This is a genomic window from Nocardioides sp. NPDC054178 (genome assembly GCF_055585005.1).
The window spans coordinates 285,870-301,609 of sequence record NZ_JBVJKY010000007.1 but is presented as its reverse complement, the minus strand read 5'-3'; the positions used below and the strand labels follow the sequence as shown (position 1 = coordinate 301,609).

The 15,740-nt window shown below is 70.1% G+C and carries 13 protein-coding genes; 7 read left to right on the top strand and 6 right to left on the bottom strand.

The features are described 5' to 3' along the window. Positions 1-24: 24 nt before the first annotated feature. Complete coding sequence (locus ACZ6WN_RS23935; protein ID WP_378732816.1) at positions 25-480, bottom strand: peptidoglycan-binding domain-containing protein; 456 nt, start codon at positions 478-480, stop codon at positions 25-27. Between the two features lie 184 nt (positions 481-664). Beyond that, the gene (locus tag ACZ6WN_RS23930; RefSeq protein ID WP_465868217.1) at positions 665-1,531 is read right to left on the bottom strand and encodes a glycoside hydrolase family 16 protein; all 867 of its coding nucleotides are present in this window, start codon (positions 1,529-1,531) and stop codon (positions 665-667) included. 209 nt (positions 1,532-1,740) lie between these two features. Between ACZ6WN_RS23930 and ACZ6WN_RS23925 the strand changes: the two genes are divergently transcribed. Beyond that, positions 1,741-1,914, top strand: coding sequence for a hypothetical protein (locus ACZ6WN_RS23925; protein ID WP_465868215.1), 174 nt, complete (start codon positions 1,741-1,743; stop codon positions 1,912-1,914). After that, positions 1,911-3,449 carry an amino acid permease gene (locus tag ACZ6WN_RS23920; protein WP_465868213.1) on the top strand — a complete coding sequence of 513 codons (1,539 nt, stop codon included), beginning with the start codon at positions 1,911-1,913 and terminating at the stop codon, positions 3,447-3,449. Before ACZ6WN_RS23925 ends, ACZ6WN_RS23920 begins: the two co-directional genes overlap by 4 nt. Positions 3,450-3,458: 9 nt before the next feature. On the opposite strand, the gene ACZ6WN_RS23915 is transcribed toward ACZ6WN_RS23920, so the two are convergent. The 3 genes from ACZ6WN_RS23915 to ACZ6WN_RS23905 form a co-directional block, all read right to left on the bottom strand. Further along, on the bottom strand, positions 3,459-4,625 hold the full coding sequence (locus ACZ6WN_RS23915) for a S1C family serine protease (RefSeq protein ID WP_465868211.1): 1,167 nt from the start codon (positions 4,623-4,625) through the stop codon (positions 3,459-3,461). 126 nt (positions 4,626-4,751) lie between these two features. Then, positions 4,752-9,707: an Ig-like domain-containing protein gene (locus ACZ6WN_RS23910; protein WP_465868209.1), complete on the bottom strand. Its 4,956-nt coding sequence runs from the start codon at positions 9,705-9,707 to the stop codon at positions 4,752-4,754. A gap of 395 nt (positions 9,708-10,102) precedes the next feature. Next, the gene (locus ACZ6WN_RS23905) at positions 10,103-10,927 is read right to left on the bottom strand and encodes a class II glutamine amidotransferase (protein ID WP_465868207.1); all 825 of its coding nucleotides are present in this window, start codon (positions 10,925-10,927) and stop codon (positions 10,103-10,105) included. A gap of 35 nt (positions 10,928-10,962) precedes the next feature. On the opposite strand from ACZ6WN_RS23905, the gene ACZ6WN_RS23900 reads away from it, so the two are divergent. From ACZ6WN_RS23900 to ACZ6WN_RS23880, 5 genes are read left to right on the top strand one after another with little or no spacing between them, the layout of a single operon-like run. Next, a complete protein-coding gene (locus ACZ6WN_RS23900; protein ID WP_465868205.1) occupies positions 10,963-12,102 on the top strand; it encodes a carboxylate-amine ligase in 1,140 nt (379 codons plus the stop codon). Positions 12,103-12,135: 33 nt separating this feature from the next. Further along, on the top strand, positions 12,136-12,786 hold the full coding sequence (locus ACZ6WN_RS23895; protein WP_465868203.1) for a methyltransferase domain-containing protein: 651 nt from the start codon (positions 12,136-12,138) through the stop codon (positions 12,784-12,786). Between the two features lie 17 nt (positions 12,787-12,803). After that, positions 12,804-13,739 (top strand): iron-containing redox enzyme family protein, encoded by a 936-nt coding sequence (locus tag ACZ6WN_RS23890; RefSeq protein ID WP_465868201.1) that lies wholly within the window; start codon positions 12,804-12,806, stop codon positions 13,737-13,739. Continuing rightward, positions 13,736-13,963, top strand: coding sequence for a CDGSH iron-sulfur domain-containing protein (locus tag ACZ6WN_RS23885; protein WP_465868199.1), 228 nt, complete (start codon positions 13,736-13,738; stop codon positions 13,961-13,963). The genes ACZ6WN_RS23890 and ACZ6WN_RS23885 overlap by 4 nt, the downstream gene beginning before the upstream one ends. Positions 13,964-13,975: 12 nt before the next feature. Next, positions 13,976-14,995, top strand: coding sequence for a DNA topoisomerase IB (locus ACZ6WN_RS23880; RefSeq protein ID WP_465868197.1), 1,020 nt, complete (start codon positions 13,976-13,978; stop codon positions 14,993-14,995). A gap of 7 nt (positions 14,996-15,002) precedes the next feature. Here ACZ6WN_RS23880 and ACZ6WN_RS23875 read toward each other — a convergent pair whose 3' ends face one another. Further along, the gene (locus ACZ6WN_RS23875) at positions 15,003-15,677 is read right to left on the bottom strand and encodes a DUF6766 family protein (protein WP_465868195.1); all 675 of its coding nucleotides are present in this window, start codon (positions 15,675-15,677) and stop codon (positions 15,003-15,005) included. Positions 15,678-15,740: the final 63 nt, after the last annotated feature.

Genomic DNA, 15,740 nt, shown 5'->3' with positions numbered 1-15,740 from the left:
GCCGAAGCTGCTCAGTCCTCCGCGTCAGACCCAGACCCACTGGAAGCTCGCGGCCGCGCGCGTCTCACAGCCGCGGTACCTGATGTCGTCGTTCCATGGCCAGGTCATGGCCTTGCTGGTGTTCGGGCCGAACAGTCCGTCCTGCTTGAGCCCGTGACGCCCCTGGGCCACCTTCACCGCCGCCTTGGTCGCGTCGCCGTAGATCCCGTCGACGTCCAGGTTGCGCCCGTAGCACTGATTCAGGGCCCGCTGCAGGGTCTTGACGGCGTTGCCCGTATGACCCGGGTTCAGGTAGCACAGCGGCGTGTTCGCGCTGTTCGAGTCGTACACCATCGCCATCCGGTAGTTGTAGTTGTGATACACCCACCCGCTCGCGCTGCCGTTGCACACGCCCGCAGCTGATGCCGGCGGCGAGCTAACGACGACGCTCGCACCGACGACCGCCAGTCCGGCAAGCGCGAAAGTGAGCTTCTTGTTCAATGATCTGAGCAACGTTCCTCCTGTGATCAAGATCGGACGGCTCAGGCTGACAGGACCGGGTGAGCTCTCAGACCCGTACCGAACCCGTAGTGCTCGGGCGCCGGCCGAGACAGAAACGACGGGACGTTCCGGTCGGTCCACCCGCGGGTGACCGATCGGAACGTCCCGTCGTATCCAGGTGGGCCTAGAGCTGTGAGTCGTAGACGCGTACGTAGTCCACGACCATGCTCTGCGGGAACTGGGTCGTGCCGTCGGGGTTGCCGGGCCAGTTGCCGCCGACCGCGACGTTGAGGATGAAGAAGAACGGCTGGTCGAAGACCCAGGGGTTGGCGCCGGTGTTGGCGGTGGTGAAGGTCTGGTAGGCGACGCCGTCGACGGACCAGGTGATCGAGCCGGGCTGCCAGTCGATGGCGAAGGTGTGGAAGGTGTCGGCGAAGGACCAGCCCTGCGGGTGCATGTACTGACCGGTGATGCCGTTGCCGCCGGAGTATCCCGGACCGTGCAGGGTTCCGTGGACCAGATGGGGCTCATAGCCGACGTTCTCCATGATGTCGATCTCGCCGGCGTTCGGCCACGGCGTGTTCGGGAACTGGCCGCCGAGCATCCAGAACGCCGGCCAGATCCCCTGGCCGCGCGGGATCTGGATCCGCGCCTCCAGGCGCCCGAACTTCGGCTGGACCTTGCCCTTGGTGGTGAGTCGGGCCGAGGTGTAGCCGCTCCCGCTCTGCCGGGCGGTGATGACCAGGTTGCCGTTGCCGTCGAGCGCGGAGTTGTCACGGGAGTCGGTGTAGGTCTGCAGCTCGTTGTTGCCCCAGCCCCCGCCGCCGGTCTCGAAGTTCCAGTTGGCGCCGTTGGGGGCACTGCCGGCGGGCCCGTCGAACTCGTCGGACCAGGTCAGGGCGGCGGCGTCGACCTCTCCGGCCCGGGTTGTGCCGCCGGCCTGGGAGTCGGGCACCGCGGCCGGCGCGGCCAGCGGGGCGACCAGGACGAGAGCCAGTGCGGCCGTCGCCGTGAGTGTGGTGCGGATGGTGCGGATCCTCGAGCTACGCATCGAAACGCTCCTTCATGGGGGTTAACTGTAAGGCGACCTTACTGTTATTTGCCCTCCGGCGGAACGGAAACGCCGGGCGACGTCCGGTCACCGCGAGAACGCGGTCGATGCGCTCTAATTGGTCCCGGAGCGGGGCCATCGGGGGCCCTGCAGGTGAGGTGATCGCATTGGCACGGGATCCGTACAGGCCACGGACGCCGATCATCGGCATGACGATGGTGTTCCTCGCGTTGGCGATCGTCGGGGTGACGGCGTACCTGCACCTCGGCTGGTGGTCGCTGATCGGCTACGCCGTCGCGGCGGTCGTCGCCGTGGTCGGCGGGTGGCTGCTGTTCAAGGACGTGCCCGAGCCACCCCACACCGGACCGGGAGCGAGCCGATGACCGACACCGACGACCAGACCGGCAGCCAGACGAGCCAGACCAGCCAGGTCAACGGCCTGACCGACGAGGACGAGGGCTACCACAAGAGCCTCAGCCCGCGGCAGCTGCAGATGATCGCCATCGGCGGCGCCATCGGCACCGGGCTGTTCCTGGGAGCGGGCGGCCGCCTCCACGAGGCCGGACCTGGCCTGTTCCTCGTCTACGCCCTGTGCGGAGTGTTCGTCTTCCTCATCCTGCGCGCGCTCGGCGAGCTCGTGCTGCACCGGCCCTCGTCGGGATCGTTCGTCTCCTACGCCCGCGAGTTCCTGGGCGAGCCGGCCGCGTTCGCCGCCGGCTGGATGTACTTCCTGAACTGGGCGATGACCTCCATCGTCGATGTCACCGCGATCGCGACGTACATGCACTTCTGGGGCACCTTCGAGGTCGTCCCACAATGGCTGATCGCGCTCGTCGCGCTCGCGGTCGTGCTCTCGATGAACCTGATCTCGGTCAAGCTCTTCGGCGAGCTGGAGTTCTGGGCGGCGCTGATCAAGGTGGTCGCGCTGCTGGCCTTCCTCGTGCTCGGGATGATCGTGCTCGCCGGAGGCGAGGACCTCAACGGCCAGGAGACCGGGATCGGCATGATCATCGACAACGGCGGGCTGTTCCCCGTCGGTGTGCTCCCGCTGGTCATCGTCATCTCCGGCGTCGTCTTCGCGTACGCAGCGGTCGAGCTCGTCGGCACCGCCGCCGGCGAGACCGCCGAGCCGGCCAAGATCATGCCCCGGGCGATCAACTCCGTCATCGCCCGGATCGCGGTGTTCTACGTGGGCTCGCTGGTGCTGCTGGCGCTGCTGCTGCCCTACACGTCCTACCGGGCCGACGAGAGCCCGTTCGTGACCTTCTTCGACCAGCTCGGGATCGCGAACTCCGGGACGATCATGAACCTCGTGGTGCTGACCGCGGCACTCTCCTCGCTCAACGCCGGCCTCTACTCCACCGGGCGCATCCTGCGGTCCATGGCGATGAGCGGGAGCGCGCCCACCTTCACCGCTCGGATGTCGAGGAACGGCGTGCCGTTCGGCGGGATCCTGCTCACCGGCAGCATCACGCTTCTCGGCGTCGGCCTCAACGCGATCGTGCCGGGCCAGGCGTTCGAGATCGTGCTGAACATGTCGGCGCTCGGCATCATCGCGTCCTGGGCGACCATCGTGATCTGCCAGATCCAGCTCTACCGGCGGTGGAAGAAGGGGCTGATGTACCGGCCCGACTTCCGGCTGTGGGGATCGCCGTGGACCGGCTACGCCACGCTCGCGTTCCTCGCCACCGTGCTCGTCCTGATGGGCTTCGACTACCCGATCGGCACCTGGACGGTCGCGACCCTGGTCATCATCATCCCGGCGCTGATGATCGGCTGGCGGGTCGTCCGCGACCGGGTCGAGCAGATCGCCCTCGAGCGCGAGGGCTACACCGGCGCGATCCCGATCAGGGCGGAGCGTCCGATCTCCGACGAGGCGACGGGCGGCCCCGGCGACGACGACGGACCGAGCAGCTGACCCTCGCGATCAGGCGACCGGACCCTCGCCGAGGGTGACGGTGGCGCTGTGGGACTCGCCGGAGGCATCGGTCCAGCCGACCGAGATCTCCTCGCCGGGCTCGTGGTCGCTCAGCACCGAGGTGATGTCCTCGATGCCGGCCACGGCGGTCCCGCCGACGGAGGTGATCGTGCTGCCCTCGGTGATCCCGGCGGCCTCGGCGGCCCCGTCCTCGACGACACCGACGACCAGCGTCGACCTGGTCGTGTCGACCTGCACCCCGAGCGCGGCGGCCGAGCCACCGATCTCGACGTCGCCCGACTCCTCCCCGGCGAGGATCTGGGCGGCGATGTCGAGCACGGTGTCGATCGGGATGGCGTAGCCGGAGATCTCGGCCGAGCCCGAGGTCGCGGCGACGTTCATCCCGATGACCTCGCCGTCCTCGTCGAGCAGCGCGCCGCCGGAGTCTCCGGAGACGACGTCGGCGTCGGTCTGGATCAGGTCGCCGAGCTCGGCGGAGGTGCCGTCCTCGTTGCTGACGGTGATCGCGGTGCTCGGGTCGGTGACCGTCCCGTCCGCGGCCGTGAGCGAGCCCTGGCCCTCGGCATTGCCGACCGAGGTGACCTCCTCACCCTGGGTGGCGGCACCCCGGTCGGTCGCGACCGTCGAGAGTCCCGAGGCGTCCTCCAGCTGCAGCACCGCGACGTCATGGACGTCGTCGTAGCCGAGGACCTTCGCGGCGTACGTCTCCCCCGTGCTCGGGTCCGTCACCGTGATCGAGGTGGCCCCCTCGACGACGTGGTGGTTGGTCACCACGATCCCGTCTCCGGTGATCGTGAGCCCCGTGCCCGCGCCCTGCGCGGTGCCGTAGTCGACCGTGGTGTTGATCAGCACGACGCCGGTCGACTCCTCCTCGGTCGCGGGCTCGGAATCGACTGTCGCGGTCGAGGTGCCGAGACCGCGCTGGTAGGGATCCGCGGTTCCGCCGTAGCCGTAGCCGCCGCTGATCCCGCCCTGGTAGCTGTCTCCGCCGTAGGTCCCGAGGGAGCCGGAGGCAGACCCCGGGCCTGACTCGGCGACGTACGTCCTGCTGGCGACCGCCGCCATGGCGAGGGCCGGTGTGGCGACCGGGATCGCGACGAGCGGGATCGCCGCGACGGCGAGAAGTGAACGGCGGATACGACGAGAACGGGACATCGAGTGCTCCTTGAGGCTGTTGATGCCTCAACACTCCGCTCGCCCGCTGTGAGGTTCCTGTGAGCAAGGCACGGGCTGGCTGGGAAAAGTCAGCGGTCCCCCCACGGGTGGTGGGGGGACCGGCCGTCAGCTCTGGCGGCGGAACCTCCCCGCCACCATCAGCCCGCCGATGATCACCAGGCCGATGCCCAGCCCGAGCAGCGCGGCGAGGAAGGTCGGTGAGCCGGTGTTGGGCAGGACCGCGCCGGCGCCCTCGTCGCCCTTGTCCCCGCCGTCGGACCCGGCGGAGCCGCCGGGGTCGGCGCCGTTCCCGGCACAGGCGACCTCGATGACGACCGCGTCCGAGGCCGGCGACGTGACCGTACGTCCGGCAGCTCCCGCGATCCCGCGAGCCGCGCCGCCCTCGGGGGCGGTGACGGTCTGGGTCGCGGTCAGGGTGTGCTCGCCGCAGCCGAGCGCGGGCAGCGTCGTCGACCAGGTGCCGTCCTCGCCGACCGGAACCGTGTCGACGTCCTTGCCGTCGACCTGGACCGTCACGTTCGCACCGGGCTGGCCGGTGCCGGCGACGTCCGGGGTCGTGTCCACGCTGTCGCCGTCCTGGGGCGAGGTGATCACCGGGGCCGCCGGGGTGACGGTGAAGTCGACCGTGGTCGCCGGGCTGGTGTTGCCCGCCGGGTCGGTCTGCACCGCCTCGACCGTGTGCTCGCCCACGGCTAGCGGGTCGGTGACCTCGAGCGACCAGGTGCCGTCCGGCCGGACGACCGCGGTGCCGACCTCTTCACCATCGATCTCGACGGTCACGGTGGCACCCGGCTCACCGGTGCCCTCGATCGTCGGCGTCGTGTCGCTGGTCGACCCGCCATCGGCCGGGGAGGTGATCTCGGGCGCCTCGGGAGCGGTCGTGTCCACGGTGATGATCACGGCGTTCGACTCCCCCGAGGTGTTGCCCAGCGGGTCGGTCGCGGTGGCGGTGATCGTGTGGTCCCCGTCCTCGAGCGGCTCGGTCGGCGTGAACGTCCAGGTGCCGTCCGGGTCCACCGTCGTCTCCCCGACCGGGTCGCCGTCGATGATGACGGTGATGGTGTCACCGGGGTTCCCGGTGCCCGCGATGGCCGGGGTGTCGTCGCCAGTGCTGTCGCCCGACTCCGGCGAGGTGATCACCGGCGCGTCCGAGGAGGCGTCGACGGTGAAGCTCACCGGCTCCGAGACCTCGGAGGTGTTGCCGGCCTCGTCTGTCTGGGTCGCCGTCACCGTGTGCTCGCCGTCGGCGAGCGGCTCGCTCGGGGTGAACGTCCAGGTGCCGTCCGGGTTCACGGTGGTCTCGCCGACGACCTCGCCGTCGATGGTGACCTCGACCGTGGCGCCCGCCTCACCGGTGCCGGTGATCGGCGGTGTCGTGTCGCTGACCGTGCTGCCGTCGGCCGGACCGGTGATCACCGGCGCCTCCGGCGCGGTCTGATCGACGGTGAAGGTGACCGGCGCCGACGGGTCCGAGACGTTGCCGGAGTCGTCGGTCGCCGTGGCGGTCGCGGTGTGCGGTCCCTCGTCGAGCGGGTCGGTGAGGATCAGGCTCCAGTTGCCGTCGCCGTCGACGGGAGCGGTGCCGACGACGGTGCCGTCGATGGTCACCTCGACGGTGCTGTTGGGCTCCGCCGTACCGCTGACGGTCGGGGTCGGGTCAGCGGTCGTGGATCCGTCGGCCGGCGAGGTGATCGCCGGCGCCTCCGGGGCCGCCGCGTCGACCGTGAAGGTGACCGGTGCGGAGGGCTCGGAGACGTTGCCGGCCGCGTCGGTCTGGGTCGCCGTCACCGTGTGCTCGCCATCGGCCAACGGCTCGGTCAACGGCAGCTCCCAGGTGCCCTCGGGGCTCACCGTGGCCTCACCCACGACTTCACCGTCGATCGTCACCTCGACCGTCGCGCCGGGCTCGCCGGTGCCGGTGATGGTCGGGGTGTTGTCCGACGTCGTGGATCCGTCGGTCGGCGAGGTGATCACCGGAGCGTCCGGTGCCGTGGTGTCGACCGTGAAGGTGACCGGTGCGGAGGGCTCGGAGACGTTGCCGGCCGCGTCGGTCTGGGTCGCCGTCACCGTGTGCTCGCCATCGGCCAACGGCTCGGTCAACGGCAGCTCCCAGGTGCCCTCGGGGCTCACCGTGGCCTCACCCACGACCTCACCGTCGATCGTCACCTCGACCGTCGCACCCGGCTCACCGGTGCCCGTGACCGTCGGGGTGCTGTCGTCGGTGACGTCGCCGTCGGCGGGTGAGGTGATCACGGGCGCGGCCGGCGCCTGGGTGTCGACCGTGAACGGGACCGGGTCGGAGGTCGGCGAGAGGTTGCCCGCCTCGTCGGTCTGGGTCGCGGTGGCCGTGTGGCCGCCGTCGGCCAGCGCGGTGGTCAGCTCCAGCGACCAGTTGCCCTGGTCGTCGACCGTGGTCGTGCCGACCGGGACGCCGTCGATGAAGACCTCGACCTCGGCGCCGGGCTCGCCGGTGCCGGTGACCGTCGGCGTGTTGTCGGCCGTGACCGAGTCCGCCTCCGGCGAGGTGATCACGGGCGCCTCCGGGGCGGCCGTGTCGATGGTGAGGATCACCGAGTTGCTCTCGGGCGAGACGTTGCCGAGGTCGTCGGTCTGCGTCGCGACGAAGGTGTACGTCCGGTCCGCGAGCTCCGGCGCGTCGAGCGTCCACGTGCCACCGGGTGCGACGGTGGTCGTGCCGATCTCGTTGTCGTCCTGGTCGTAGACCGTGATCGTGGTGCCGGGGGTACCGGTGCCCTCGATGGTCGGCGTGTTGTCGTCGGTGGTGGTGCCGCTCTCCGGGCTGGTGATGACCGGCGCCTCCTCGGAGGCGTCCACCGTGAAGGTGCTGGTCGCGGCCGGAGAGGTGTTGCCGGCGGCGTCGGTCTGCGTGGCCGTCGCGGTGTGCTCGCCCTCAGCGAAGGGCGTACCGACGTCGATGCTCCAGGCGCCATCGGCGTTGGCCGTGGTCTCGTGGTCGACCCCGTCGACGGTCAGGTTCACCGTCGCGTTCGGCTCGGCCGTACCGGTCACGGTCTGGACGTCCGGGCCGATCGTCGAGCCGTCGGCCGGACCGGTGATCACGGGCGCCTCGGGGCCGGCGGTGTCGATGGTGAAGGTGTTGGAGTCCGCCGGAGACACGTTGCCGGCCTCATCGGTCTGGACCGCCGAGACCGTGTGCTCCCCGGCGGCCAGCGCATCGGTCGTCGGCAGCGTCCAGGTGCCGTCCGCATCGACCGTGGTCGTGCCGATCACGGTCCCGTCCATGCTCACCTCGACCGTGGCACCGGGTTCGCCGGTGCCCGTGATCGTCGGGGTGCTGTCGCTGATCGAGGACCCGTCCGCGGGAGACTCGATCACCGGCGCCTCCGGCGCGGCCGTGTCGATGGTGAAGGTGTTGGAGTCCGCCGGAGACACGTTGCCGGCCTCATCGGTCTGGACCGCCGAGACGGTGTGCTCCCCGTCGGCCAGCGCGTCGGTCGTCGGCAGCGTCCAGGTGCCGTCCGCATCGACCGTGGTCGTACCGATCACGGTCCCGTCCATGCTCACCTCGACCGTGGCACCGGGTTCGCCGGTGCCCGTGATCGTCGGGGTGCTGTCGCTGATCGAGGACCCGTCCGCGGGCGACTCGATCACCGGCGCCTCCGGCGCGGTGCCGTCCTGGTCGACGTTGGGGCCGACCGTGGAGGTGGCCAGGTTGAGCTGGGCACCGGTGTCGTCGAGGAGGGTGACCTGCACGGCCGTGACGCTGTAGGGCCCGGGGCCGGTTCCGCCGACGTCGTTCTGCACGTTGACGTTGACCGCGACGACGTCGGTCAGGCTCTCCAGGACGGGAGCGAGCGTGTTCGTCGCCTGGGTCACCACCTCGTCGATCGCCTGTCCGGCCGTCGCCAGCGCGGTGTTGAGCGCGGTGTCGACCGCACCTCCGATCGCGGGCACCAGGATGTTCGTGATCGGTCCGAGCAGGGCGTCGAGCGGTGCGAGGACGCCGCTGCCGTCGGCGGTGATCGGGGTCGTACCGTCGAGAAGGTCACCGACCGTCCCGGTGTAGCCGATGTTCAGCCCGCCGAGGGTGGTGCCGAAGACCGGGTCCCGCAGCGTGGTGCTCGACGTGATCGTGATGTCGATGTAGTCGTAGGCGTTGGTGATGACGTCGTTCAGGTTGTCCTGCAGCTGGCCCAGGAGCGTCGCCACGTCGGCGGAGACCTGCTGCATCACCTCGGGGCTGAGCAGGGTCGAGTTGGGCGGAAGGTCGTTGAGGTCGATGCCACCGGCGAGGTTCACGGTGACCTGGCCCGTCAGCGGGTCGATCGTGACCAGGTCGGTCGACAGCGGGGAGCTGAGGACCTGGTCGATCTGCTCGTCGATCCGGGAGTTGACGGTGACGGTCGTGTTCGTGCTCGCGGTGCCGGTGACTCCACCGACCAGGTTGATGATCTGGTTGACGCTGCCGTTGACGGCGGTCTCGATGACATCGCTGAGACCGTTGACCTGCGTGTTGAGGTCGGCGATCGCCTGATTGGTCGTGGTGCCGATGTCACCGACGACGGGCGAGTGCAGATCGAGGGTCGCCTCGGCGATGTTGTAGTCGCGGGTGACGATCCACTCCCCCGGGTTGTCGGGGTCGGGCTCGAGCCGCGCGGATGAGTCCACCGCGCCCAGGTCGAGCGCAGCGGCGTCGAGGGCCTGGGTCTGGCCGAGCAGCGCGGTCAGATCGAGACTCGCGCTCGCGGTGCCCGTGCTGGAGCTGGAGGTCGCGTCGTCCGCGGCGGTGGCCTGCTGGGTGACGGCCTCGAGCTGGAGCAGGTCGCCCAGGCTGAGGTCGATGCCCGGGAGGGCGAGCCCGATCGTGCTCAGCGCGGTCACGTCGAGAGCGGCGTCGTCCACGGTCGGAGCGCTCGGGTCCGCACCATCGGTGTGCTGCGCCTGCGCGCCGGCGATGCCGGCGACCGTGCTCAGGTCGAGCCCGTCGAGCAGCGACCCGCTGAGGAACTGCGCCGAGGACTGCGAGGAGTCCCCTTCGTCCGCGAACGCGGCCGGGCCGGCCCCGACCGTCAACGCCACTGCGACGAGAGTCGCGAGTGTCGCTCCCCACGCGCGCGACACTCGCGACCTCGGCACCGACGAACCCATCGAACTGTGCGACGGCATAGATCCCCCAGGTAAATCACTGTGAACAGCCGCATCTCGGCTGATACGCCGCCTCCCGAACGTCGGCACCTGTACCTTTCATCAAAACAGTGATTCTTGTCACCTAAATCGGGGATAAACCTGGTCACTTGTCAAAGAAATGGTCTTTCGACCCTAGTGACCCGGCCCGCCTGAGGAGCCGACGTCGTAGATCGGCCGCAGGTCCACGGGATGCAGCGCACGTGCAAGCCCGGAATGAAAGGCCTCCGAACGGGGTACCTCTGGGCATGGCCGTACGCACCCCACAGCAGGTCGGTGATGACGCTTCCTCAGTCGCGGGCGCGGAGCGCGTCGGCACCGAGCTGAGCGATCGGATCCAGCCTGGTGACCTCGCGGGTGGCCAGGTCGACCATCACCGCGGTGTCGGCGGGTACCGGGGTCCAGCCTGGCTGCCCCAGGCCGCTGGAGACGATCTCGAGCCCGTGGTCGCTGCGGCGGTAGTCCATGGCGAAGTACTCCGTGGTGTGTCGAGGCGGGATGTCGCCCTCGTCGTCGAAGAGCTCGCGCAGCGCGCGCAGGGGCGAGTCGGCACGCGAGTTGATGTGGATCGCGAACATGTGCGTGCGGGTGAGCATCAGTGCGTTCAGGCTGCACCGCGGGAACTTCTGGACCAGCGTGGCCAGCGCCTGGGTGACGCCCTCGGCCTCGTCGCCGTACTCCTCGACGTTCTGGTGGACGAAGTGGAAGTAGCGCTCGCTGTCGGTGTCACCGCGCAGCCGCGACCGGGACTCCGGGGTCAGCAGGGCCTCGAGATCCGCGATCGGGGAGATGTGGCCGTTGTGCGCGAACGCGGCGCCGTCGGTCAGGAACGGGTGGGTGTTCTCCGGACGTACGTCGAGCCCACCGGTCGCCCAGCGAAGGTGCACGAAACCGGCATGGGAGAGCGGGGCCTCGACGAGCCGGCGATAGGTGTCATCGACGTTCGCGGAACGCGGCGAGCTCGTCGTGCAGGTGCCCTCCGGAGCGTGCCAGGCCATTCCCCACCCGTCGGAGTGCACGGAGGTGAGCGAGGTGAACGCGTCCAGGCCCTCCTCCCCGAGCAGGTCGGCCACGGCACACGGCGACTCGGTCACATATCCGAACAGGCGACACATCGTCGAGCTTCTCCTTTCAGAGGTAGGTGCAAACGTTGAACAGACACTTTTCGAGCAGTACCCATCACCAGCGCAGGACAGTCGGGGTCGAGGAGGAGCTTCTTCTCGTCGACGCCGAGACGGGCGCCCCGCGCTCGGTGGCCAGCGAGGTGCTCCGGGTGGCGAGCCGGCGCGGCGACACCGAGGTCGAGACCGACGAGGCCGGTGGTTCGCTGGGACCGGAGATGCAGGAGCAGCAGGTCGAGACCGACACTCCGCCCGAGGAGTATCTCGGGCTCCTGGAGCTCGACCTGCGACAGTGGCGCGACAAGGCTCGCGCGGCCGCGAAGGAGGCGGGCGCGCTGATCCTGGCCAGCGGTACACCCCTGCTGCCGGTGCGCCCTCGGACCTTCGACGACGAGCGCTATGCGGCGATCACGGATCGGTTCGGGCTGACCGCCAGCGAACAGCTCACCTGCGGCTGCCACGTGCACGTCTCGGTCGACTCCGACGACGAGGCCGTCGGGGCGCTCGACCGGATCCGCACCTGGCTGCCCGTGCTGCTCGCGGTGAGCGCCAACTCTCCCTACTGGCAGGGCGAGGACTCGGGCTACGCCAGCTACCGCTCCCAGGCGATGACCCGGTGGCCGACCAACGGTCCGACCGAGATCTTCGGCAGCGCCCAGGCGTACGCCGACCATCTGCGCCTGCTCGTCGAGACGGGGGTGCCGCTCGACGAGGGCATGGCGTACTTCGACGCTCGCCCGTCCCGCAGCTACCCGACGCTCGAGATCCGGGTCGCCGACGTCTGTCTCGACCCTCGCGACGCCGTGCTCGTCGCCGCGCTGTCGAGAGCGCTGGTGGATACCGGTGCCAGGGAGTGGGCCGAGGGACGGCCGCCCGAGCCCGCTTCGGTGGCCGTGCTCCGGCTCGCCATGTGGCAGGCGGGCAAGCACGGGATCACCGGTGAGCTGCTCGACCCGCAGACCCATCGACCGAGGCCGGCTCGTGAGGTGGTGGACCGCCTCCTCGAGCACATCGGCCCGGCCTTGCGTGAGACCGGCGACCTGGTGCGCGTCGAGAAGGGGCTCGACCGGGTCTTCACCAGCGGCACCGGCTCCTCGACCCAGCGCCGGATCCACACCGAGGAGGGTCGTCTTGACCGGGCCGCGGTCCGGCTGGCCGAGCTCACCTGAACTTCCCACCCTGAACAGGAGGCACCTGCTGACATGATCCGATTCGGTCACCTCGACATCGACTTCGACGATCGCGTGCTCACACCGCGTACCTGGACCGCCCGTCAGTCCGAATGGGCGGCCAAGCTCGCGGCGGAGCTGCCCGACGGGCCGATGCTCGAGCTGTGTTCCGGCGCTGGCCAGATCGGCCTGCTCGCCGCCGCGCTGACCGGCCGCCGCCTGGTCTGCGTCGATGCCGACCCGGCCGCGTGCGCGTTCACCCGGGCCAACGCCGAACGCGCCGGCCTGGCCCACCTGGTGGAGGTACGCCAGGGCAGCATGGAGCACGCACTGGACCCAGACGAGCGCTACTGGCTGGTGATCGCGGACCCGCCGTGGGTGCCGACGGCCCAGGTCGAGCGGTATCCCGAGGACCCCCGCTCGGCCATCGACGGCGGGGCCGACGGGATGCTGGTCGCCGAGAAATGCCTGGCGACGACGGCGCGGCACCTCTCCCCCGGTGGCGCCGCCGTCCTCCAGCTCGGCACCGCCGAGCAGGCCGATCGCCTGCACGAGATGGTCGAGGGCAGCGGCCTGAGGATCCAGGAGGTCCGGGACTCGCCGGGCGAAGGGGTTCTCGTGCACCTCGTCGGGGCACCGCGGCCGAGCATGTCGGACCCGGCGAACGGGTACCGGAGAGTCTGAGGGAAAGGTAGGCATAGATGCTGCCGAAGTCGCGTGGCACCCTGAGTGCCGCTGTTTTCACCGCGCTGCAGAGCGGCGCCACTGCTGACCTGGAGCCGGATCCGGAGTCGGCGGAGGATGCCCAGATCGCTCTGTGGACGCTCTACGAGCTCCACTACCGGGGCTTCGACGAGGTGGATCCCGATCTCGAGTGGGACGCGGACCTGCTGCGTCTGCGCCGCGGTCTGGAGAGGTCGTTCGAGGCCGAGCTGTGGCAGCGCTGGGCGCACAGCGGCCTCCAGGAGGATCGCGAGCTGGACATTCCCGGGCTGGTCGCCGGGCACGACGGACCCTCGTTGGCCCGGTTCGTGCAGCGCCGGGCCGAGCGGGAGCAGGTGCTCGAGATCCTCAAGCACCGCTCGCTCTACCACCTCAAGGAGGCCGACCCGACCAGCTGGGTCGTTCCCCGGCTCGATACCCGGCCCAAGGCCGCGCTGATGGAGATCCTCTTCGACGAGTACGGCGACGGTGACCCGAACCGGCTCCATCACCACCTCTTCCGCCGCGGCCTGGAGGCGGCCGGTCTGCGCACCGACCATGCCGGCTACGTCGACGAGGCGCCGGTCGAGATCCTCGAGATGAACAACGCCCTCTCGCTGTTCGGGCTCCACCGCCGACTCCGCGGAGCGGCGCTCGGCCACTTCGCCGCGTTCGAGTCGACCAGCTCGGTGCCCTCGCGGCAGCTCGCCCAGGGGCTGCGCCGGCTGGACTTCCCCGAGGAGATGGCGGCCTACTACGACGAGCACGTCGAGGCCGACTCCGTCCACGAGCAGGTGGCCGTGCGCGACGCGTGCGGCTCGTTCGTGGAGGAGAACCCGAGCGAGCGCGAGCAGGTGCTCTTCGGCGCGTTCACCTGCCTCGACCTGGAGGCACGGTACGCCCGGACGATGCTCACCGAGTGGGGTGCCTCATGACGGACTTCGAGCACGCCTCGGTGGTGCTGTGCCCGGCCGGGCCGATGCTGCTGCGCGGGAAGCACGAGATCCAGGACGCCGACGGGAAGATCCATCACACGGTTCGACCGGTCAGCGCGGTGTGCATGTGCGGCGGGTCCGCGATCAAGCCCTGGTGCGACGGTACGCACCGACTGCTGGCCGCGGCAGCGCGCGACGGCGACCGCGACGAGACCAGCGGCTGAGAGGAGACCCTGGTGGTTCGACTTCGCCGGGTCTCGACGGAGGAGCCGGGGTGGACCCGCCGCCGCGCGGGTCGCGGCTTCGTCTACCTCGACGAGGCCGGTGACCGGTTGCCGGACGACGCCATCGAGCGGATCCGGGCTCTGGCGATCCCGCCCGCCTGGGAGGACGTCTGGATCTGCCCCCGTGAGAACGGGCATCTGCAGGCCGTCGGGACCGACGCGGCCGGCCGCCGGCAATACCTCTACCACCCTGACTGGCGAGCGAAGCGTGACCAGGAGAAGTTCGAGCGGGTGCTGGAGCTCGGGGCGGTCCTGCCCCGCGTACGCGAGCGGACGGAGCGCGATCTCACCACCACCGGGATGAGCGATGCGCGGGCATCAGCGCTCGCGGTGCGCCTGCTGGACCTGGGGTGCTTCCGCATCGGCAGCGACGCCTACGCCGACGAGAACGGTGGCTTCGGCCTGACGACGCTGGAGCGTCGCCACGTACGCAAGCGGGGCGACTGCTACGTCTTCGCCTTCACCGGGAAGTCCGGCGTCGAGCACGCCATCAGCATCGACGACCCGCTCTCGATGGAGGCGATCGCGCAGCTGCGACGCCGGCGCGCCGGTTTCGAGGAGCTCCTGGCCTACCGGCAGGGCCGGCGGTGGCAGCGGCTGACGCCGGCCATGGTCAACGACTACATGCGCGAGATCAGCGGGCTGGCGGTGTCGGCGAAGGACTTCAGGACCTGGCACGCCACCGTGCTCGCGGCGCTCGCGCTGGCCGAGGACCCGCACGCCGCCGGGCGCTCGACCCCGACCGCCAGGTCCCGCCGCAAGCAGCAGGTCGCCGCGATCAAGGAGGTCGCGGAGTATCTCGGGAACACGCCGGCGGTCGCACGCAGCTCCTACGTCGACCCGCGGGTGCTCGAGCTGCACGAGCAGGGGCGCACGATCCGGGTCCGCGAGGCCGTGAGCAAGGACCCGCAGCGGCGCCAAGCCGCGGCCGAGCGCGCGGTCCTGCGCCTGCTGAGGCAGGACGACGCCTGAGCGTCCCTCAGCCCTCGACGCCGGTGGCCTCGTGCGAGGAGCCGACCGGCTTGCTCTCGGGTGACCCGCGCTGCCTGAGGTAGATCGCGAGGACGGCCATCGAGCCGACCGCGAGGAACTCGGACTGCCAGTTCTGCAGGGTGCGCGCCCAGAAGTCCGCGTTGCCCAGGTAGGAGACCCACGGGATCGGGTCGCGCAGCTGTCGCAGCCGGGACTCGTTGTACGTCGCCCACCCGGCCACCGACTGGACCAGCCAGGACATCAGGAAGATGGAGCCCATGACGATCCCGAGCGACCGGGAGTAGAGCGCGGTCCGCAGGCCACCGACCCGGGCCAGCCGGGGAGAGTCGGACCGGGCGAACGCGCCGATCTTCTGCTTCTCGTCGGACTCCTGCCCGGCGTCCTTGAGCGGCTTGGACTCCGGGGAGCCTCGTTGCACCAACCAGACGGTCAGGACGACGTAGAGCAGGAACTGGAGGTACTCGCTCTGCCAGTTCTCCGTCACGTCCACGGCGAAGCTCGACGAGGTGAGGTAGGCGCCCAGCGAGAGCTGATGCAGGCCGTCCGCGAACAGCTCGTCGTTGAGCTGGTGCCAGCCGGCGAACGCCTGGCCGACGAGGCTGCCCAGGAAGAGCGCCCCGAAGACCAGGCTGAGCGAGTTCTCCTTGAGGAACCGGCGCATCGAGGCCCCTCACCCGTGCCTCAGCGCGAGGACGAACGTGTAGAGCAGCCCGATCCCGATGAC

Coding starts and splice junctions, on each gene's coding strand:
- ACZ6WN_RS23930 (WP_465868217.1), bottom strand. CDS start 1,531: ATGCGTAGCTCGAGGATCCGCACCATCCGCACCACACTCACGGCGACG.
- ACZ6WN_RS23925 (WP_465868215.1), top strand. CDS start 1,741: ATGACGATGGTGTTCCTCGCGTTGGCGATCGTCGGGGTGACGGCGTAC.
- ACZ6WN_RS23920 (WP_465868213.1), top strand. CDS start 1,911: ATGACCGACACCGACGACCAGACCGGCAGCCAGACGAGCCAGACCAGC.
- ACZ6WN_RS23915 (WP_465868211.1), bottom strand. CDS start 4,625: ATGTCCCGTTCTCGTCGTATCCGCCGTTCACTTCTCGCCGTCGCGGCG.
- ACZ6WN_RS23905 (WP_465868207.1), bottom strand. CDS start 10,927: ATGTGTCGCCTGTTCGGATATGTGACCGAGTCGCCGTGTGCCGTGGCC.
- ACZ6WN_RS23895 (WP_465868203.1), top strand. CDS start 12,136: ATGATCCGATTCGGTCACCTCGACATCGACTTCGACGATCGCGTGCTC.
- ACZ6WN_RS23890 (WP_465868201.1), top strand. CDS start 12,804: ATGCTGCCGAAGTCGCGTGGCACCCTGAGTGCCGCTGTTTTCACCGCG.
- ACZ6WN_RS23885 (WP_465868199.1), top strand. CDS start 13,736: ATGACGGACTTCGAGCACGCCTCGGTGGTGCTGTGCCCGGCCGGGCCG.
- ACZ6WN_RS23875 (WP_465868195.1), bottom strand. CDS start 15,677: ATGCGCCGGTTCCTCAAGGAGAACTCGCTCAGCCTGGTCTTCGGGGCG.